We start from the raw sequence: 21,582 nt of genomic DNA, 5'->3' as shown, positions 1-21,582 counted from the left end.
GAGGGGAAGCGTAGTGGAGGAAAACATAGAACCATTAAATCGAGTCTTTTTAGAACTAGGTCCACTTACCATTCATTGGTATGGCGTTATTATTGGATTTGGTGTTTTTCTAGGGTATATTATTGCAACAAGAGAGTCTGTCAAAAGGGGAATGCCGAAGGAGACGTTTTCGGATCTGCTTTTATATGCGATTCCGATTGCGATCATTTCCGCAAGAATCTATTACGTCATTTTTCGCTGGGATCAGTTTGCGGATGACCCGATTCGAGTATTTTATATTTGGGAAGGTGGAATCGCGATTCATGGCGCGTTAATTGGTTCCGTCATCACCGCTTATATTTTTGCGAAGAAGCATGAGCTTTCTTTTTGGCAGCTTGTCGATGTTGCCGCTCCAAGTATTTTACTCGGTCAAGCGATTGGTCGTTGGGGAAATTTCATGAACCAAGAAGTATATGGTGGTGTCGTATCTGATGAAGCTTTGAAAACACTTTACGCGTTACTGCCAGACTTTATTATGAACCAAATGTACATTGATGGCGCATTCCGTCACCCGACGTTTCTCTATGAATCGCTTTGGAATCTAGTAGGGGTAGCCTTGCTTCTTTATTTAAGAAGAGTCAACCTAAAACAAGGGGAAATTTTCTTTACATATGTCATTTGGTACTCAATTGGCCGCTTCTACATGGAAAGCATTCGCACCGACTATTTATTAATCGGTGGCGTATTAAAAACAGCTCAAGTAATCTCAGTTGTGCTAATTATCGGTGCGATCATTTTGTGGGTGTATCGTCGCAAACAGCCAGATACGCCACGCTACTTCGATAGAAAGCAAGTAGAAGAAAAGAAATCGGTAAAAAAAGGACCAAAGAAAAAGAAGAAATAAATCGCACCCTATAAACAAAAAAGAGAAGGGAGCGGTTGGATGGGAATTATGAAGAGAGGCCTACGCGTAGGAGTACAAACAACGTGGACTTTAGGTAAAATTATTTTTCCAATTACATTAATTATTACGATCCTTGGCTATACACCCTTGCTCGGAATGCTCGCGAACGGGCTTGCCCCGTTTATGGGAGCAATTGGTCTCCCAGGTGAAGCTGCGATTCCACTCGTGCTCGGGAATGTACTGAATTTATATGCTGGGATTGGAGCTATTCTAACACTAGATTTAACAGTAAAAGAAGTGTTTATTTTAGCGGTTATGCTGAGCTTTTCACATAATGTTTTCGTTGAATCCGCTGTGGCCGCAAAGCTCGGCATTCGCATGTCAATTGTTTTGATCGTGCGATTTGGGCTTGCACTCAGCTCAGCTCTCGCTATTCATTTGCTTTGGAGTGGAGGACAGGAGCGAGCAGAATATGGGCTTGTCGCAACAGGGCAGGAGCCAGTAAGTGGCTGGTTGGCGATAGTCGGTAAAGGCTTTGAGACGGCAGCATTTGGAATTTTACAAATGGCGGCGATCGTCATTCCACTAATGGTTATTGTGCAGTGGATGAAAGAGAAAAATGGTTTAAATCGGTTATCAAATTGGATGGCACCATTTACGCGCTTGCTTGGAATCGATAAAAATACGTCCACCACATTGGCATCGGGGCTTACAATTGGCCTTGCCTTTGGGGCAGGGGTGATGATTCAAGCAGCGAAGGAAGATGGAGTTAAAAAGAAGGACTTGTATTTAGTGTTTATTTTTCTCGTCGCTTGTCATGCTGTTGTTGAGGATACGCTGATTTTTATTCCGCTCGGTATTCCTGTCTGGCCCTTGCTGCTTATCCGCTTGACAACGGCGATTTTATTAACGATGGTAATTGCCGCGGTATGGAAGCAGATGGAAAGAAATAACTTGTTAAAGAGAAAGGAATCAACCTATGAGCATTGACACGATATTATTTGATTTGGACGGAACGCTTATTAACACAAATGAACTTATTATTTCCTCATTTCTCCATACGCTAGAGGAATATTATCCTGGAGAATTCACACGAGAAAAGGTCATTGATTTTATTGGGCCTCCGTTAACAGATACATTTCAATCACTCGATGAAAACCGTGTCGAGGAAATGATCCAAACGTATCGTAAGCATAATCATGCGAATCATGACCTGCTTGTAAAGGAATATGAAGGTGTGTACGAAACCATTGAAGCCCTTCACAAGCAAGGCTTCAAGCTGGCGATCGTCACAACAAAAATTCGCAAGACAGCCATAATGGGCTTAGAGCTTACAAATTTAGCTCAATTCTTTGATGTTATTGTCGGCTTTGACGATGTGGAGAAGGTTAAACCAGATCCTGAGCCGCTAGAAAAAGCGTTACAGGCTTTAGGCTCTTCGAAGGAAACGGCGATGATGGTTGGCGATACACCACATGATATTTTAGCTGGGAAAAATACAGGTCTGCCTACTGCGGTAGTGGGATGGTCGATCAAAGGACGCGACGTGATTCAATCCTATAACCCAGACTATATTTTAGACTCGATGAGTGACTTGCTAGAGATTGTAGGGGTGACAACACGTTGAGTCGAAAAACGGAGCGTTACCCGGTGAAGTCAGCAAATTCACTCTGGCATATTTATCGTACGGTTCCGTTTTGGAAGGTTGTCAAAAATTTTATCATTATTCAAATTTCTCGCTACACCCCTTTTCTCCACGTGAAAAATTGGTTGTATCGCACCTTTTTGCGGATGAAGGTGGGCGACGAGACTGCCGTTGCCTTAATGGTCATGCTCGATATCATGTTTCCTGAACGGATCTCGATCGGGCGTAACACGATTATCGGCTACAACACGACGATTCTTGCTCATGAATATTTAATCACAGAATATCGCTTAGGTGATGTCGTCATCGGGGATGAAGTGATGATAGGTGCAAATACAACGATCCTTCCCGGTGTCACCATTGGAGATAAGGCGATAATTTCAGCTGGAACACTCGTCAACCGCGACGTACCTGCTGGAGCTTTCGTTGGCGGTAATCCAATGCAAATCATAAAAGAATAAGATGAAATGAACGAGGTATCTCAAAAGGTGAAAATTTTCCTTTGGGATACCTCGTTTTTAAAATGGAACGTTGATACAGAGACGTCAAAATGATTTAAGGATCTAGATTAAAGGGGCAGCTATATGAAAATAATAGTTGGTTCATTGTTTTAGGCTTATAAGAAACGAGTATTGGCTCGATTCCATTTCCGCTTTACGCCCTCCCCTGAAATGTATCCTTCTACACTTTCTAACTACTTAAGTTCTTATTCGTTCAACGGTTCATTATCGCTTGCTAATTCATAAATGTTTTACCAAGATTTGGACTTTGTAACCTTCGAACGTTCTATCAAAAATTCCATTAGACGTTAATCGAATAAAATTTTTTATTCTCCATGTAAAGGATATGTCATGCCATTTTTAATTGAAAAAGCTCCTACAATATCCTCACCATTCATAATAACCGTTACATGTGTCATACCTACTCCAAAAAATTGGTTACTAACGTAGAAAAATTCATGACGAAGTTCTTTTTCAAGAAAGTATTCCTTTGAGATATGTTGTACTCTTAGATAACTACTATAAGGTTTTTCATTAAGTTCTTTTTCTGCCAGTACATATGGACCAAAATCTCCACTATGATAAAGAATAAAGAAACCTTCATCGTTAAGAAATGATCTTGCAATTTCGCTTGTTTCTGATAAGTTATTTAAATCATACCAGCGAAGTCCTAATAAACTGCTGATTATTATAATGATGAACAAACCTGCTATTAAAGTAACTTTAAGTTTCATCTATCTCCATCCTATTAGTTGAATTAAACTAATGATTTTTTAACCTTAAATTTAGAATAGAAAGTTAAACATATGATTACAATCGCTATAACTGTTGCTCCTATAATATACATCCCATCCCAATCATTTGAACTTCCTGTTAATACCCACACTTGATAAGGAATAAAAACAATACAAGAAACAAAAATAATTCCCCATAACATTAGAAATGTATTTTTCTTTATTTCTTTTTTAATTGAACCAGCATTTACTTTTTCTATTGCAGTTATCCTTTTAAGAACTGCTAAAAGTGTAACTATTGCTACTACCAAAAGAAATATATTCATTGTAAAACCTCCTCTTAACTACATAAATAAATTATAAACATTTCAGTTTGAAAATGGTATATATTTCAAAAAAATTAACTCTATTCGCCGTTAGCACAAGCAGGATCTGCAACAGCTCCAGTGTATTTCATAAGAAACATACTCTTATAGCTCCGTTTGTTGAATAGCATGATTGGCGTTTTTAAACAACTTTTTTATCATGAAACAAAAGGAGGATGTTTACCGCTTGGAATCTGCAACATAATAAAAAAGTAGGCTCTACGATTGAGCCTACTTAAACATGACCGTTTTCTATGCTAATTTGCTTTAGTTTGATGATCAACCATTTAAAGAAAAGACCTAAACCAATATAGAACGGAAAAGAATAGATGTGTTTCCATTTATACATTTCATAAATATTTAACCACTCGGTAATTGGTTCTAATATAAACGCAAAAACAAATGAGACGATTGTTAAGGCAATGATAAAGGGTTTCCACCTCGTGAAATATTGATAAATTAGCATATAACTAATCGGTAAATGAACAGTATGAATTTCTATTATGGGAGGCATAACGGGCAGTATTTTATTTGGATATTCCCATAGCATGAATGAACTACCAATACAATCAAGTACATATGTTGTTAGTGCCAACATTAACCCATATGTAAGGATCTCCATTATGTTCTTTTTATCTAACATGAGCAGCCAAATACCCAGTAAAGTAATCGTACTAATGATTAAAAACCACCAACCTAAGGTAAATAAATTTTCCTCAAGCCAATAGTCCATATGTACAGCCTTTAACTCGTGCCGTAATTTTACAATCGTATCCCATGAGGAGTGTTTGTCCAATAATTCTCCCTCCTTTATGTTTAGTATGGTTTTTTAGTTTAATGATTATGTAAATTTTTAGGAGTTTATAATTAGGAGCACTTCATAAAAGTTAATTTTCACTATGTATGATTTCGACGGGAGTTGATGAAGGAAGATATGTCATAATCGAGTGAGACATGAAATAGCCATTTTTTTTAATAGTGAAGCAGTCACATTAATGAAAAAGTATTCAATTTTACATCAGTGAAAATATTAAATAGAAAGTAATATTAAAAAATAATAGTTTAATATTCTTTTGAACCCCCTTAAAAATAATTTATTACTCGTAAAGCTAACTATAGGTAATCCTGCCGGGAAGCCATTGGTGATAGAGAGTACTAGTTTCTAAAAAATGCTAATAAAAGCATGATAGTCTTTCTTGGTTTTTAAGTGTATACTTAATTTAGATAATGATGGACGAATAACGAAAGAATCGTTCCCTCATTTGAAAAAGGCAAATCTATCGAAAGGTAGAGACGCAAAGTCACAGACCTATGGTGGATTCTACGGTGGCTGGACTACCAAATGAAAAATCGCGAAAAGACTCACATTTCATCGAGTTAACTCAAGATTTTTCCTTACAGAAAACTGTTATGGAGGGATTTATTAATGTCAAAGAAAGATGTTTCATTTAAGAAGGTTCGTAAGGCTTTAACGACGGGTGCTGTTGCGACAGTTTTCACGTTATCTTTAACTACGCAGGCTTTTGCGGATAATCATGACACAGAAGAAGTAGTTCAAGAAGAGCAAACTGCTGAAGAAACAACAGATTCTACAGAGGAATCAACAACTCAAGAAGGTGAAGCAACAGAAACAACACCTGAAGAGGAGTCTACTGAAGGTACAGATGAGGTAGTGACTGAAGAGCCGGAAACAGAAGAAACAACTGAAGAAGAGGATGTACAGCCAGAAACGGAAGAGTCGACTGAAGAAGAGGATGTACAACCGGAAGCAGAAGAATCAACGGAAGAAGAAGTAACTGAAGATACTGAGGAAGATGCACCTTCCCTTTTACCTGGTGATTTCTTCTATTTTATGAAATCGTTAATGGAAAATGTACAACTTGCTTTAACGTTTGATGATATTAAAGAGGCTGAATTATTAGCTGCTTTTGCAGAAGAACGTATTAAGGAAGCAGAAGCGTTATTTACTCAAGGTGAAGAAGAGATGGCTCATAAAGTTCTTCAAGATGCGATTGACCAACAAGAGCAAGCATTAGAGAAATACGAGCAATCACAATCGACTGAAGAGGACGAAACAACTGAAGAACCGACATCTGAAGAAGAAGGTGAAGAATCAGCTTCTGAATCTGAAGAAGTAGTAGAGGAAGTTGATGAAGAAGTAGTGCCTGTTGATAGTGTTGAAGAAGAGCAGGATTCAGTTGATTCAATTCGTGAAGCGCTTGAAGCGAAATTTTCGGCTAATATCCTAGCATTACAAGCAGCATTAGAAAAAGTAGAAAATCCGAGAGCGAAAGAAGCTCTTCAAAATAATATTGTCAAAGCACAAGAGAAATTAGAAAAGAAAATCAACAAAAAGTTAGCTAAGTTGGAAGAAAAACAACAAAAGGCTGACGAGGAACGTGCTGAGCTAGAGGAAAAGTTAGAATCAGGTGAAATTGGTGAAGAAGAACTAAACGAAGAGCTTGCTGAAATTGACGAAGAGTTAGCAGAAGAACAAGCTGAAATCGTTGATGAGCTCAACGAAGAAGTAGATGAAGTCGTAGAAAAAGCTACTGTAAAAGCTACTGAAAGCAGCAAAGAGCAAGCTAAGAAAGAAGCAAAGAAAGAAGAAAAAGCAAGTAAAAAGGCTGAAGAAAAACAACGTGAAGCTGTAAAGAAGCAAGAAGAACAAGCTAAAAAAGCAGAAGAAAAGAAACGTGAAGAAGCCAAGAAGCAAGAAGAAAAGAAACGTGAAGAAGCACAAAAACGTGCTGAAGAAGAACGTGAAAAAGTGAAGAAGCAAGAGGAAAAGGCAAAAGAAGAAGCCAAGAAACAAAAAGAAAAGAAAAAAGATAAAGAAGTAGAAGAAGACGAAGACGACGAGTAATAGCAATTAAGAGTAGGACTAGCTCCTACTCTTTTTTTATATTGTTAATAATTCCTTATAGAATTTGAAGTGGAGTTTTAATGCGGTCAATTGTTTTGAATATGACTTAAGGAGGATGAGCATCACTAACGTAGACAGTATCTACTAGGGTGCTTTTTTTTACGCATCAAATAAGAGCTTTTCTAAAGATTTCGTTTCTACCTTTAAAGGATCTAGAAAATACATTGACTCAACCCCAAAACCATCCTACAATGAGACTATAAAGAACCGACTGGTCAGTCAGTTGTTTAGGATGAAAAGGGGAGAAATGATGAAAAAGGTCACGATGCTGGATGTCGTAAAGTTTTTTAGTGTGATAGTACTGTTAACGGTCATGGGCTGTAGCCAGACGGAGGACGCGACAGTTGATGTCGTTCAGGAAACGCCTGTTGCTGTAGCGAGCGCTGTAACCGGGTCTTTAAGTGGGACGAATCAGTTATACGGTGAAATTGTTGCCGGTTCAACGATTGATATTACTCCAAAAGTCACAGGTGAAGTCGTTGAAGTGCTTGTGAAAAAAGGGGATAAGGTAGAAAAAGGACAAGTGCTGGCACGTGTCGATCACTCGGCTCAGGAGCAAGCATTAAAGATGGAGAAAGCGACGTTGAAGCAAGCGGAAAGTGCGTATCAACGCGCGAAAAATGGTCTTGTTCAAGCAGAAGGGAATTATAAGCAAGCGTTAGCGAGTAAGAAGCAAGCGGAAGCTAGTTTAAAAGAGGCAAAGCAAGGTAGACAGCATAACATTGATAATGTCGCGATAGAATTAAAGAATGCCGAAAAGCAGTTAAAGGAAGCAAAGAACAACGTAGAGCGGATGAAGGAGCTTTTTGATGCAGGACAAATTACGAGAGCGGAGTATGAGGAAGCAGTAGCGGTCAGACAACGGGCTCAATCCGCATACGACCAACTTCAATTAAGCATGAATCAAGCTTCGAGTGAACTCTCGATTGACTCGGTAACAGCGTCAGTCGAGCAGGCAGAGGTTGGAGTTGAGCTTGCACAGGCAAGTGTAACCGATGCTGAGCTTAGTGTGAACGATGCGAAGGTTTCTCTTGAGCAAGCTCAGTTATCCGTCGACAACGCAGAAGATAGTCTTGGTGATTATCAGATTAAGGCGCCGATGAGTGGGGAATTGGCTTCCTTTGATGTACAAGTTGGTGGATTCGCCTCAACACAATCACCAATCGGAAGGCTCATTTCAACTAGTGTCGTCCATGCGGTTGCACAAGTGACGGCTGAGCAGCTCTTACTCTTTGAAATAGGGGATAGCATTGCTGTCGACGTTGCAGGGATTACCGAGGACATTCAAGGTGAAGTGTCCTATATTTCACCAACGACAAATGAATCAGGGCTATTTACCGTTGAGGTTGACATTCAAAATGACGTCAGCAACATCCGCCCAGGTATGGTTGCGACGTTAACGATTGAAGAAATACTCGTCGAAGATAGTATGATTATTCCGACCAAGTCTATCGTTGAACGTCAGGAAGAAACGTTTATTTTTGTAGTAGAAGGTGATCAAGTCGTCCGGAAGTTAATTGATGTTGTGTGGTATGACACGGAGTTCACGGCTGTGACAGGTGATATTGTCGATGGGGATGTTGTTGTTACGAAAGGTCAAAACCTTCTCGATGATGGTGATTTAGTCAGAATCATAGAGGAGGATAAGTAACGTGAAATTAGTAGAGCTATCCGTAAAACGACCAGTTGGTGTGATCATGTTTGTCATTGCGGCTCTCATCCTCGGTGGAATGTCCCTGAAGAACTTAGCGATTGATCTTTTTCCGAAAATGGACATTCCGGTTGCGGTCGTGACGACGACATATGACGGGGCTGCGCCGCAGGAGGTTGAGCAGCTTGTTACAAGACCGGTTGAGTCGGCACTCGGGTCAATTGAAGGGGTGACGATGGTTGAATCAACCTCTTCGCCGGGAGCATCCCTTGTGATTATGCAGTTTGATTGGGGTCGTGAAATTGACGAGGCGATGAATGATATTCGTGAGCGGATTGATCAAGTCGCGGGAATACTGCCAGAGGATGTGGGCCGGCCTTCGATTTTACGAATTGATCCGCAACAAACACCGGTAATGTGGGTCGGGATTTCAGGCGCTGCCCCAGAAAAACTTCAAGTGCTTGTCGAAGAGGAAATTGAACCAGCGTTTGAACGTGTTCCAGGTGTGGCTTCAGTCGGAATTGAAGGTGGGAAGCAGCGCGAGATTTTAATTGAGCTCGATCGGGCCAAGCTCTTAACCTATGGTTTAACTGGGTCTAATGTTGTGCAAGCGATTAGTGGCGAAAATAGCAATGCTTCAGCCGGGAACTTGACGCGAGGAAGCCAAGATTTACAGCTTCGGATTGTTGGGGAATATTCGTCGATTGCCGATATTGAAAAAACACCGATTCCGCTAAACACAGGTGGAAGCGTCAAGGTTTCCGATGTGGCAACGGTTAATGATACGTTTAAAGAGCAGGCGCTGCTTTCCCAAGTGAACGGTGAAAATGCGCTCGTCTTATCGATTATGAAGCAATCAGACGGCAATACAGTTGAAGTCGCTAATGGTATGCATAAGGCGATTGACCGTCTGCAAAAGGATTTACAGCGTGATGGCCTCGAGCTGTCTGTCGTATTAGATACATCACAATTCATTAAACAATCGATTAGTAGTGTCGTGAACAATATGTTGATGGGGGCGGTGCTCTCCGTCGGGATTCTTCTCTTGTTTTTAAACAGCATTCGCACGACGCTTGTGATCGGGTTAACGATTCCAATTGCGATTATTTCAACGTTTACTCTAATGTATTTTACAGGGGAAACGTTAAACATTCTGTCGATGGGCGGATTGGCGCTTGGAATTGGAATGATGGTTGACAGTGCGATCGTTATTTTAGAAAATATTTTTACAAAGCTCCAAAAGGGCTACCCGATTCGAAGGGCTGCCATTGAAGGGGGACGTGAGCTAGCACCGGCCGTGTTTGCTTCGACGATGACAACGGTCGTCGTATTTGTTCCCATTGTATTCGTTGAAGGGCTTGCTGCGGAAATCTTCAGTCCGCTCGCGTTAACGGTTGCCTTTTCATTATTTGCATCACTTGTTGCAGCATTAACGCTCATCCCGATGCTTTCGTCGAAATTATTAGGGAATACGAAAGTATCATTTGACGGGGAAGACAATAAAGGGTTTAATAAACTATTAAATAAAGTAGAAAATCGCTACAGCCGTTTATTGCAACGGGCTCTTCGTTTGCGAAAAACAACGCTAGCTATCACCGGTGCTTTAATCGTTGCCAGTTTGGCGCTTGTGCCGTTTATTGGGACGGCCTTTATTCCAGGATCAGACCAAGGTCAAGTAACGATTAGTGTTGTTGGTCAAACGGGTTCAACGCTTGACGAGACGAAGGACATTGTCCAAAAAATTAATGGCGTAATGGAGCCGCTGGCCGCTGCGATTGACACGAGCTATGTGTTAATTGGTGGGAGCAATGATGGGATTAGCGGTGGCTCGACGAATGAAGCGAACTATACGATCCAGCTTGTTCCGCCAAGTGAGCGGGATATTACGACAGAACAATTCCAAAAGCAGCTAAGTGACTCGATTGTCGATATTCCTGGTGCAGAAATTACTGTTCAAGGGGTAGAAGCAGGCTTTGGAACAGGTTCACCGATTCAATTAAACATTAGCGGCTCTGATTTAGCGGTGCTTGAGGATTTAGCGCAGCAGGTCATATGGGCGGTTGAGGAAGTTGACGGCACAGTGAATGTGGAAAGCACGGTTTCAGAAGGGCGACCAGAGCTACAAATTGTGGTGAACCGAGATCTTGCCGAATCGTATGGTCTTAGCTATCAACAAGTGATGAGCGAAGTCGTGCTCGGCTTTAATGGTCAGCTTGCGACACGGTACCGTTCGGACGGTAGTGAATATGATGTTCGAGTGATTTTACCAGAGGAAGAACGAAAAACGATTCGGAACCTAGAAACAATGGTTGTCCGCTCCGCACGTGGGGTAGACGTGCCGATTAGTGCAATTGCTGAGTTAAAGCAAGTCCAAGGACCGACAGAAATTAACCGAAGCAATCAGCAAAGACAGGTTCGGGTGACGAGTGACATTGATGGCAGAGACCTTGGAAGTGTCACCAATGACATTCAGCAGCGTATTGATCGAATGAATTTGCCAGAAGGCTACTCGGTTGTTATGGGTGGAGATGCCGAAGAGATGGCGGAATCGTTTACGCAACTAACGTTAGCGTTACTGCTTTCCATCTTTCTCGTCTACCTAGTAATGGCCGTTCAATTTGAATCATTTTTACATCCGTTTACGATTATGTTCTCCCTACCGACGACGTTAATCGGGATATTAGTTGGACTGTTTGTCATGAATGAACCGTTAAGCATACCGGCCTTTATTGGGGTCATCATGCTCGCCGGGATTGTTGTGAACAATGCAATTATTCTCGTGAGCTACATTAATATTTTACGAGAACAAGGAATAGAACGTTATGAAGCGATCGTTGAAGCAGGCCGAAGTCGGTTACGTCCGATTTTAATGACAACCTTAACGACAGCGTTAGCGATGGTACCACTTGCGCTTGGAATCGGTGAAGGGGCTGAGGCACAAGCACCGATGGGCGTTGTGATTATTTTCGGGTTAAGCTTCTCGACGGTGTTTACACTCGTTCTCATTCCAGTAATGTATACGATGCTAGATGATTTCTCAAACTGGCTGAAGAAGAAGAGAACATCAACGTTTTCGCGGAGAAAGCGTCAAAGAACAGGGGATGTGGAACTTGCAGAAAAAGGAGAGCAAACGTGATCTGATTTTGCAATCAGCGCTTGAGAACTTTGTAGAAGAAGGCTATGAACGAGCGACGATGCAAAATATCGCCAAGCGCGCAGGTGTCGGCAAAGGGACAACCTATGAATATTTCCCGAGCAAAGAAGCGTTGTTAGGAGAAGTATTAATTACAGGGATTAATCGCGTCATCGATGAGCTGATGGCCGAGCTAAGAACACCGGGAACCGTTCAAGAGAAAGTTACCCGAATGTACCGGAAAAACTTAGAGCTATTTCTGGCAAACACCGCCTTGCGCGAAATTATGCTCAACGACTTTGGGAAAATCCCACAAAGCATTCATATGCAATTGCTAGATAAACAGTTAGCGATGGTGAATTTGATGGAAGCTGTTCTTGAGGAAGGAATGAACACAAAGGAAATTGCAAACGTCCATCCGCGCGTTGCGGCTTCCGTCATCCTGCACGGATTAAAGGTTATCTACACGTACCAAAGCAAAGAGGATGAATCGTTAGATGAAGCGCTTGATCATCAGCTCGAAATTGTCTTTGGCGGATTGCAATTAAAAGAATAGAAATAAAGGTGCCCACAAGTTTATTGTGGGCATTTTTTTTCGTGATTGTAGATCAACTATTCTTGAATCAATATACCTACATCATTTACCTTTCTTTAGTAGCGGGGAACTCCCCCTATATGAGCTTGTTAATTCGTTTTGTTTTGATAGAATCAGAAAAAATAGTACGTCTCTCATACGAAAGTAGGGTGGATAGTATTGAAAATAGAGGACATTTTCCTTGTATATCCATTGATTTTTTTTGCAAAATAAGAATTATTTCTTCAAAATATGTAAAATTATGTTGAAATTAAGTGATAAATAGACTAACCTAGTAAAAGTAATGTTAATATCATACGAATTTCCTATACGAAAAGGCAAAGCTTCTGAAAAGAAGTGACGCAAAGCCATGGGTCTAACGTCGAGCGAGCACTTGACTACGATTGCCAGGTTACCGAATGAAGCAGGATACTCATATTTGGAACCCTACTTAACGTAAAAAAGGTAAACGGCCAATCGAAACCCTTATGTGCTTTTTAGACATGAGGTTTTTTTTGTTAGTTAAAGTGAACATTTCTAGCAGTCGTTTAGGAGTTTGAACATTAAGGGGGAATATTTATGAGTGTCGTTATTCGAAAACGCTTTAAACAAACAATGGCAATCATTCTTTCATTAGTCATGATTGTCACATCCTTTACTATGTACCCTAGTATCGGAAATGCTGCAGCATACAACAATTACTACGTAAATCCTACATCATTGGAGGACCAGTATCCTACAAATGATTGGTTTAGTAAGCTTGAAACACCTAATCCAAGCTCATTCGTGAGTCCTACTAAACCGAATCCTCAAAATCCGCTTGAATCGGTTCAACCACAACAAAATTCTAATGTTGGAAATCTGACCTCAAGCACACCTTCTATTTCGAATGCACCAATGCCTATTTCAGGGAATGCCTATAATCCTCCTATTGAGGAAGCAACCGGCAAACTTTCTCTTGAAGAAATAGATTTGTCACTTCCAGAAATTAATTATGGGATTGAAATTAAGAGAACCTATGAAAGTGGTAGTAAAGAGCAAGGCCCTTTCGGTAAAGGATGGCTTTACCCTCTAGAGGCGAAGCTTACCTTGCATGCCGAGTTTCATATGAGTGAATTCCGTATAGATGGTAGCACTCAGCCATTTGAATTTGTTATGGAAGATGAAGAAGCGTTTATTACAAGCTATGATGGTGATGAGTTAATCAACTATGAGCTTGATAAAGGTTACTATCAAGTATCAGAAAATGGAGATACGTTAAAAAGACTCTCTCAATATGAATATGAAGTAAGTACAAAAGAGGGCAATACTTATACATATTATGGATACGAAGCCCCATGGAGAGATAATCAGTCTCCAATTGAAGGGCGGTTGATTAAGCAAGAAGACCGTTATGGAAATGAGATGACATTTGCTTATAATGATGCTGGACAAGTCTCAAAGATTACAGATTCGGTTGGGAGAGTCGTAAAGCTAGCATGGACGGGAGATGTTATAACAGCCATAACTGGGCCAGAGGGAGACACGATTGAGTATCGATATGATGGTCAACAGCGTCTCGTTGAAATCATTTATCCAAATGGTAGTACAACAAGCTATCGATATGACTCTCAACATCGTCTAACAGCGATTGTCGATGGAGAAGGAGGAGTCTTTCATTTTACGTACAATAATGATGACCAAGTAACATCGGTTAGTAGTCCTGAGGATACGACGCTTTACGAATACACCTATTCTACAAATACGATCGAAAAGAAGAACCTGTATGGTGACAAGTGGATCTATACGATTGAAGATAAGCAGATAGTTAAAGAAGTGGACCCATTAGGAAATGAAATAAGCTATACCTATGATGATAAGGATCAATTACGATCTGTTCACACTAACAGTGGTCAAACCTTTTATGAGTACGACAGTGAAGGTAGGAAAACCGCAGAAACATTACCAACTGGAGCCGTCATTAAATACGCTCATCATGACACATGGAACTCACTAAGTAGCATACTTAATCAACAAGGAAAGACAACATTTGACTACGATTCAAAAGGAAATGTCATTAAACGAACCAATGCGAAAAATGAAACCATTCGTTACGGTTATAAAGAAAATGGACAACGAAAGTGGGTTGAAAGTGGGTTACAAAATCGGACAAATTTTGAATATGACGCGGAAGGAAATATTTCTAAAGTCAAACGCCCTCTTGGAATCGAAAGAGAATTTGCCTATGACAAACGAGGAAGACTAACGAAAGAAACAAGTGTAAATGGGCAAGAGACTTTATACGATTATGATAAGGCAGGGAATCTAGTTCAACGAGATTTAGGCAACGGTATTGTCTATCACTATAAATACAATAATAATAATCAAATTACGGAAATCACTAATCCTCATGGGGAAAAAGAAAGCTTTGCTTATGATCGTTTCGGAAACATCACTCAGCATACGGATGCTCTTGGAAGAGTCTTTACATATCACTATGATGTGCTAGGACAACTCCTAGAAGTGAAGGATCCTTCCGGGCAGGTCACTAAAATGACAAGGGATGCTTTAGGACGAGTTACAGACATCATGTCCCCGCATGAGACGATTCACTACGAATATGGTCCTCATGGGATTGAAAAAATTAAGGATCATCAAGGGACGTATGAATATCAATACGATGATACTGGACAACTAAAGGCCATCATCGATCCGCTTAAGCGAATGATGCAATACACCTATAACGGAAAAGGTCAAGTCAAATCGATTGAAGATGGGTATGGCAGAGTAACGACATATACGTATGATGAACTAGGACGGACGAAAACGGAAACGATGCCTGATGGTCAAACAGTCTCTTATTCTTATAATGAAGAAGGTAGACTCACTGCACAGCATTTACCAGATGGAACGGAAATCACCTATGAATATGACGAAGTCCAAAGACTGCTCAAAAAGGTAGACCGTGACGGAACGAGTGAAGAATACCGTTATGAAGATGGAAGCATGCAGCCTAAGGAAAAAATCAATGCTTTAGGAGAGTCTACTTTTTTCGAGTATGATGATTTCGGTCGACTCACACAACAGACAAACCCAGATGGTGGAACTCTTACGTACAAATATGATGAACTCGGCTTGATGACCTCTGTCACCGACCCGTTAGGTCATTTAACAACCTATGAGTATGATGTAGTTGGACGTGTGTCTAAACAAACGAATCCAAAAGGACTAACGAAAGAATACAAATATGATATTCAAGATCGCTTAGTCTCTCTTCTTGATGAAGGAGGCCGTACACATAAGTGGGAATATGATGACGAAAACCGCATGGTTCGATACATTCGTCCTGACGGAATAACGATAACAAATGAATATAATAACAGATCTCAGCTTTCGAAAACAATCAATGGTCAAGGGGAAGAAACGACCTATGAATATGACGCAGGTGGAAGACAGGTTGGAGTAATCGATGCTCTCGGGCAAAAAACGAGCATTACGTATAATGACATCGATTTACCAACTGAGATTGTCAGACCAGATGGCTCAATCTACACCTATCAATATGATCAGGTCGGTCGTCTAGTCGAAATTCAAAATCCATTAGATCATAAAGTTGTTATGCACTATGATGATTTAGGCTATTTGGTAGAGGTGGAGGATGAGCTGACGGGATCAACATCTTTTACATACGATGATGTTGGTAGAAAGATCAGTGAGACCAACCCATTAGGCTCTACGATGCAATGGGAGTACGATGCATTGGGTCGTGTAACAAAACAGGTGTCACCATTAGGTCATGAAACCTCATACATGTATGACAATGAAACAGGCTTACAGCAAATACAGTTAGCCAATGGAGCCGTTTATACATTTCATTATAACGAGCTCGGTTTATTGACGAAGCGAATATTACCTAATGAAGGCGAATTTGAATATGAATACGACCCACGAGGATTTCTAGTTAAAGAAGTGAATCCACTCGGATATGAAACTAGCTATCACTATGATGAGGTCGGCCAATTACGTACAACGGTTGACCCACTAGGGCAGGAAACAGACTTTACGTATAATAATGCAGGCTTAGTACAACAGGAAGTGAACCCTCTTGGGGAGACAACGACCTATACGTACGACAAAGCAGACCGAGTCATCGAAGTAGAATTTCCTGATGGGACATCAAACAAATTTGATTATGACTCGTTGGGAAGACCAGTTGTCGTAACGGATGAACTAGGTTATGAGACAAGCTATGCATATAATCCACTCAGTTATGTGACGGCAATAACAGATCCAGTCGGACATGATTCATTCTACGAATACGACGCACTAGGTCGCTTGACGAAAGAGATCGACCGTAAAGGACATGAAACGACGTATACGTTTGTCGATGAAGAAGGCATCGTAAAAATGACCGATCCACATGGAGAAGTCACACGATGGACCTTTGATGCCTTAGAAAATCTAGTTGAAGTTGTTGATCCATTAGAGCGTACGACGCAGTTTGTCTACGATGAAGAAGGAAGGTTAATTGAAGAAATTGACCCTCTTCAGCAAAAACAACAGTTTACGTATAACGAAATAAATCTAATGACATCGTTCACAGATCAAAAACAGAACACATATAAGTTAGACTACGATCTGTCTGGTCAGTTGACGGTAGAAGAGGACCCGCTAGGTTATGAAACTAAATATGAATATGACTCTGTTGGGCAGCTCGTTACGTGGATTCATGAAGAAAATGGAGAAATGCAATTTGAATACGACCCTGTTGGGCAGCTTGTAAAAGAAACGGAGCCAGAAGGCGGGATGTGGAGCTATGAATACGATCCATTAGGCCGTCTTATTAAGGAAAAGGACCCGATTAATAGAGTTACACAGTACGAATACAATCCAAAGCATCAAATCGAGACCTATGTCGACCCTTCTGGAAGAACGACTACATTTTCTTACGATAAGAAGGGACGTTTAACCGAACAAATTGATGCAGAAGGAGGACAGTGGCGTTACGAATACAATGCGCTAGATCTCGTTACAAAAATGATTGACCCAATGAGCTATGAGCAACGGTTTCACTATGATGAGGAAGGTTTTTTAGTAGAGGAAATCGATCCGTTACAGCATCGTGAGCTTTATGACTACGACGCACTTGGTCGCCTTGTTCGTTATGTAGATCAAGCGAATGAAGAATCGCAGTGGACCTATGATGCGGTGGGGAATCTTGTAGCAGAAACCAATGCTTTAGGTGAAACCATCGAGTACAGCTATGATTCATTGAATAGACAAACAGCAACGAAGCTTCCTTCAGGCTCAACGACACAGTATGAGTATGACCCTGTAGGGAACCTAGAAAAAGTTATCGATCCACTAGGAAGAGAGACGACGTACCAACATGATCCTCTTAATCGGATACAAGAGGTTATCGATAGTATGGGTGGCATGACGTCGTACGAATATGATGGACTTGGCAATCTTACGGGAATTATAGATGCTAATGGGGCGGCTCAGCAGTTTGAATACAACTTAAATGGAATGCTAACGACAGAGCAGAACCCATTAGGAGATCGCATTCAGTATGAATATGATTCAGCAAATCAGCTTATTAGCATTCGCCAACCTGACAATCAACAAACGACAATGGATTATACACAGAGTGGGGAACTGTCAACGATTCGCTATCCTGAAATGACGTTGTCGTATCAATATGACAAGCTTGGTCGGTTGACAGGTATGCAATCTCCGGATTCTACCGAGCGTTTTAACTATGATCCGTTAGGGAGGATAACATCCCAACAAAACATAACATTGGAGAAAGAATTAAGGTACGACTATGACCCTAGAGGAAACTTGTTGTCTATTCTTAACAGCGAAGAAAGGGAAACCACCTTTACCTATGATGAACGATCACTCTTGACGAGTACGATGGATCCAGAGGAAAACATCTCTCGTTTTGAGTATGATGCATTAGGGAGAGAAGCTACTCGTTCTTTAGGAAATGGCAACCAAATTCATAAGAGCTACAATGAAGATGGCTACCTTACTTCTATCGAGAATACAAATGGGCGAGGAGTATTATCTTCGTTTGACTATAAGTATGATAAGGCTGGTAATCGAATTGCTCAACAAGAGGAAGACGGGGCTGAGACGCTTTATACGTACGATGATCTAAATCGATTAGTAGAAGTTGAGTATCCTTTAGAAAAAATTGAAGCACTTCGTCAAGAGTTTGATACACCTGATGAAGGGCGAGATTATCAAAACAACGAAAGAAACAAAGAAAAATATAATGAAGAGGAAATGACATTAGTCGAGTCGGCACGGAATGTACTAATGAAAGCAGTCGATCCACTTGTCTCCTTATTCAAAAAATTTGAACGTACTCACGATGAAGTACAAATAGCAACGAACAGTGTAGAAGACGAAGCAATCGAAGGCCAAGCAGGCGAAGCAACCGAAGGCCAAGCAGAAGAAGCAACCGAAGGCGAAGCAGAAGAAGCAACCGAAGGCGAAGCAGAAGAAGCAACCGAAGGCGAAGCAGACGAAGCAAGCGAAGGCCAAGAAGGCGAAGCAGACGAAGCAAGCGAAGGCCAAGAAGGCGAAGCAAGCGAAGACCAAGAAGGCGAAGCAAGCGAAGACCAAGCAGACGAAGCAAGCGAAGGTCGAGAAAAAGAGAATAGCGGGAATGGAAAAGGCAACGGCAACAAGAACGGTGAAGAAAATGGTAACAGACAAGACAAAGAGAAAGAGAAAGGCAATGGAAACGGAAACGGAAAAAATAAGAAAGATGAGCTTAAGGCGTGTGGACCACCAGATTCAATAGACACTCAAGAAGAAGTGGAAGAAGAGACTGGCAAATCCGAGCTTAAACAACCAGCTTACTTAATGAATGCCCACCGTCATGTCACCTATACGTATGACGCCGTAGGAAATCGTCTAAGCATGTCAAATGATACTGAAACAATTTCTTATCGTTATAACGCAGCAAATCAACTAATTCAAGCTGGCGAGACAAGCTACGACTATGACAAGCGTGGAAACATCATATATGAAACATCCGGAAACGAAGAAGTCTTTTATGAGTATGATGATGCTAATCGCTTAGCCGCCGTCTTATTGGAAGATTCGGCCTTTGTCGGATTCAAATATGACGCACTTGGACGTAAAGTATACCGTGAAGAATACACATGGCAAAACAATGGTGAAATGGGCCACGACCTTGCAAAAGATGGTTCAAAAACCAATCCAGGTAAAGGAAACGGAAACGGGAACGGGAACAAGAACGGCATTGGCAATGGCAACGGCAACGGCAACTCTAATCAATGTAAGGATTCAGGTAATAATGGGAAGGGCAATGGAAATCAGGGCAACAAAGAAACGGGAAATGACAATGCTCTGAATAATGGGAAAGGAAAGAAGCTGGGGCTCCTTCGAAAGCAATTAGAGAAAGACAGCCAAGGCCAGTCGAAATTACATGACACCCATACCCAATACCAATACATCGGACACAGTACGAATGTCCATAAAGAATACAGTGACAAAGGGTCACCGTACGCCGAGTATTACCAGGGACCAAACAACCAGGTCGTTTCTCGAAAAATGTTTGGCTTGCACAATTTGGTTAACCCAGCCCTCGAACCAAAGCTGAAAACGACAGGCGGATTATTATATAATCAATATGACGGCCAACACAATGTAACAGAAACGACAGATCGACACGGCGATTGGATCGAACGCTATCGCTATGATGCGTTTGGAGGAATCTACACAGGCATCACGGCGCCATACAATACGACAGGTTACACGAGTCAAACGTATGATGGAGGCGTTGGATTAATCGATATGAATGCGCGGTGGTATAACCCGCAAGTCGGTCGCTTCCTGCAAGAAGATAGCTACCGAGGCGAACTCGACATGCCATGGACGCAAAACCGGTACGCGTATGTCGGAAACAACCCAATCAACATGTGGGATCCAACTGGGAATGTGCCGGAGTGGTTGGGCCAAGATTTTCATATGGAAACTGAAATATTGGTTGATCGTGGGGATATCGAATTTAACGAAGCCAAAACAAGAGTGTGGGATCTACGAAGTTCGACCAGTAACTATGAAGAAAACCATGTACAAAGAGACGTCCAAACTAGACAAATCGTTGATCTTTACAGTTATGTGTCTGAGACTAATTACACGTATGATTACCTAGAGGAACATTGGAACGGCGGAAATTTCATTGAACGGTTGAGAAAAACAAAAACTTACACTGATACCCGGACTGGTTTTTTTGAGGAAATTATCTCAGCTGAGGACGTATACCGAGACAACCAAGGGATCCTCCGAGATGCGGCAGGAAATCCAGTAAGTGTGACAAGAAATCATCTTGGTTCGTTTAGACATGTATCCCTTAATGGGGAGACGATCTATGAGTCTAGCTTTGATTTTAGTCAGCATGGGGATCGAGCTGGGGTGATGTATCAAGAGGTACAGCGATTAACAGGAAGAGTAAACCAGGTAGTTACGTCATCTTCGAGCCTAATACCAAATCGAACATTAAGAGGAGGGATAGGGAAGGCGTTAAAGGGAATCAATCCCAAACAAATAGCGTCAACAGGTCTTGATTTTATCCCTGTCGTAGGAAATATAAAAAGTGGTGTCGAAGCCTTAGTTGGAAGGGATTTAATTACGGGGGATAAGTTATCAAGTGCTGAACGGTTAATAGCAGCTTCGGGTATTGTCGGAGGAGGAGCTTTAAAAAATTCCCTTAAGGTAGGAAATGCGGCTGTTAATGCGACGATGGGCATTAACCGAGCTACTCCTAGCAGTACGGTAAGGGAAGTTTCTAAGGGTACGGGTAAATTAGTACAAGATAAAATTGTCTACCCGAGTAAACCACATACTAACAAAACACCTGGACATTGGGAAGCAATGGTAGATAAAGCAGATGAATTAGCTAATAGCGATGATATAAGTAAAATTTATTTAAATAAAGGTCTATCGAATGAAATACCAGGAGTTAAACCAAACCGAAGACCTGATATAATGGCTGTTAGGAAAGGTGGAAAAATTGATCAGTATGAGGTTCCGAGTAAAACAGATAATGTGGAAGACCTAATAGAGAGGATGGAAGATAATCAAAGACTCTTGAAGGACAGAGCAGGAGACATATTTATTTTACCACCAAAAAAATAATGAAGGGAGGTA

12 protein-coding genes and 2 riboswitches are annotated in these 21,582 nt (G+C 41.1%); of the genes, 9 read left to right on the top strand and 3 right to left on the bottom strand.

Going from position 1 to position 21,582, the window contains the following annotated elements:
* Positions 1-13: 13 nt before the first annotated feature.
* From lgt to B1R93_RS12295, 4 genes are read left to right on the top strand one after another with little or no spacing between them, the layout of a single operon-like run.
* Complete coding sequence (gene lgt, locus B1R93_RS12310) at positions 14-883, top strand: prolipoprotein diacylglyceryl transferase (RefSeq protein ID WP_088104245.1); 870 nt, start codon at positions 14-16, stop codon at positions 881-883.
* Positions 884-922: 39 nt separating this feature from the next.
* The gene (locus B1R93_RS12305) at positions 923-1,873 is read left to right on the top strand and encodes a nucleoside recognition domain-containing protein (protein ID WP_088104244.1); all 951 of its coding nucleotides are present in this window, start codon (positions 923-925) and stop codon (positions 1,871-1,873) included.
* Positions 1,863-2,510, top strand: coding sequence for a pyrophosphatase PpaX (ppaX, locus tag B1R93_RS12300; RefSeq protein WP_088104243.1), 648 nt, complete (start codon positions 1,863-1,865; stop codon positions 2,508-2,510). Before B1R93_RS12305 ends, ppaX begins: the two co-directional genes overlap by 11 nt.
* Complete coding sequence (locus B1R93_RS12295; RefSeq protein ID WP_088104242.1) at positions 2,507-2,989, top strand: acyltransferase; 483 nt, start codon at positions 2,507-2,509, stop codon at positions 2,987-2,989. The genes ppaX and B1R93_RS12295 overlap by 4 nt, the downstream gene beginning before the upstream one ends.
* A gap of 365 nt (positions 2,990-3,354) precedes the next feature.
* On the opposite strand, the gene B1R93_RS12290 is transcribed toward B1R93_RS12295, so the two are convergent.
* The 3 genes from B1R93_RS12290 to B1R93_RS12280 form a co-directional block, all read right to left on the bottom strand.
* A complete protein-coding gene (locus B1R93_RS12290) occupies positions 3,355-3,762 on the bottom strand; it encodes a hypothetical protein (RefSeq protein WP_088104241.1) in 408 nt (135 codons plus the stop codon).
* A 23-nt stretch (positions 3,763-3,785) separates the two neighbouring features.
* A complete protein-coding gene (locus B1R93_RS12285) occupies positions 3,786-4,088 on the bottom strand; it encodes a hypothetical protein (protein WP_088104240.1) in 303 nt (100 codons plus the stop codon).
* 274 nt (positions 4,089-4,362) lie between these two features.
* Complete coding sequence (locus B1R93_RS12280; RefSeq protein WP_245308274.1) at positions 4,363-4,923, bottom strand: CBO0543 family protein; 561 nt, start codon at positions 4,921-4,923, stop codon at positions 4,363-4,365.
* Between the two features lie 464 nt (positions 4,924-5,387).
* A riboswitch (cyclic di-GMP riboswitch) is annotated at positions 5,388-5,470 on the top strand.
* Positions 5,471-5,553: 83 nt separating this feature from the next.
* On the opposite strand from B1R93_RS12280, the gene B1R93_RS22720 reads away from it, so the two are divergent.
* From B1R93_RS22720 to B1R93_RS12255, 5 genes are all read left to right on the top strand, one after another.
* Positions 5,554-6,993 carry a DUF5667 domain-containing protein gene (locus B1R93_RS22720; protein WP_133058641.1) on the top strand — a complete coding sequence of 480 codons (1,440 nt, stop codon included), beginning with the start codon at positions 5,554-5,556 and terminating at the stop codon, positions 6,991-6,993.
* Positions 6,994-7,303: 310 nt separating this feature from the next.
* A complete protein-coding gene (locus tag B1R93_RS12270; RefSeq protein WP_165763801.1) occupies positions 7,304-8,704 on the top strand; it encodes an efflux RND transporter periplasmic adaptor subunit in 1,401 nt (466 codons plus the stop codon).
* A gap of 1 nt (position 8,705) precedes the next feature.
* A complete protein-coding gene (locus B1R93_RS12265; protein WP_088104237.1) occupies positions 8,706-11,840 on the top strand; it encodes an efflux RND transporter permease subunit in 3,135 nt (1,044 codons plus the stop codon).
* Between the two features lie 7 nt (positions 11,841-11,847).
* Positions 11,848-12,393, top strand: coding sequence for a TetR/AcrR family transcriptional regulator (locus B1R93_RS12260; protein WP_165763800.1), 546 nt, complete (start codon positions 11,848-11,850; stop codon positions 12,391-12,393).
* 345 nt (positions 12,394-12,738) lie between these two features.
* A riboswitch (cyclic di-GMP riboswitch) is annotated at positions 12,739-12,831 on the top strand.
* Positions 12,832-12,990: 159 nt separating this feature from the next.
* Positions 12,991-21,570, top strand: a complete 8,580-nt coding sequence (locus B1R93_RS12255; RefSeq protein ID WP_088104235.1) for an RHS repeat-associated core domain-containing protein — start codon at positions 12,991-12,993, stop codon at positions 21,568-21,570.
* The last annotated feature ends 12 nt before the right edge of the window (positions 21,571-21,582 follow it).

Source organism: Halalkalibacter urbisdiaboli (assembly GCF_002156385.1).
In the GTDB taxonomy this organism is placed as follows: Bacteria; Bacillota; Bacilli; order Bacillales; family Bacillaceae_D; genus Halalkalibacter_A; species Halalkalibacter_A urbisdiaboli.
This window is presented reverse-complemented; position numbering and strand designations above follow the sequence as displayed.

Bases quoted from the DNA above. Each gene is read 5' to 3' on its own strand.
- B1R93_RS12305 (WP_088104244.1), top strand. From the start codon at position 923: ATGGGAATTATGAAGAGAGGCCTACGCGTAGGAGTACAAACAACGTGG.
- B1R93_RS22720 (WP_133058641.1), top strand. From the start codon at position 5,554: ATGTCAAAGAAAGATGTTTCATTTAAGAAGGTTCGTAAGGCTTTAACG.
- B1R93_RS12285 (WP_088104240.1), bottom strand. From the start codon at position 4,088: ATGAATATATTTCTTTTGGTAGTAGCAATAGTTACACTTTTAGCAGTT.
- B1R93_RS12290 (WP_088104241.1), bottom strand. From the start codon at position 3,762: ATGAAACTTAAAGTTACTTTAATAGCAGGTTTGTTCATCATTATAATA.
- B1R93_RS12255 (WP_088104235.1), top strand. From the start codon at position 12,991: ATGAGTGTCGTTATTCGAAAACGCTTTAAACAAACAATGGCAATCATT.
- B1R93_RS12270 (WP_165763801.1), top strand. From the start codon at position 7,304: ATGAAAAAGGTCACGATGCTGGATGTCGTAAAGTTTTTTAGTGTGATA.
- ppaX (WP_088104243.1), top strand. From the start codon at position 1,863: ATGAGCATTGACACGATATTATTTGATTTGGACGGAACGCTTATTAAC.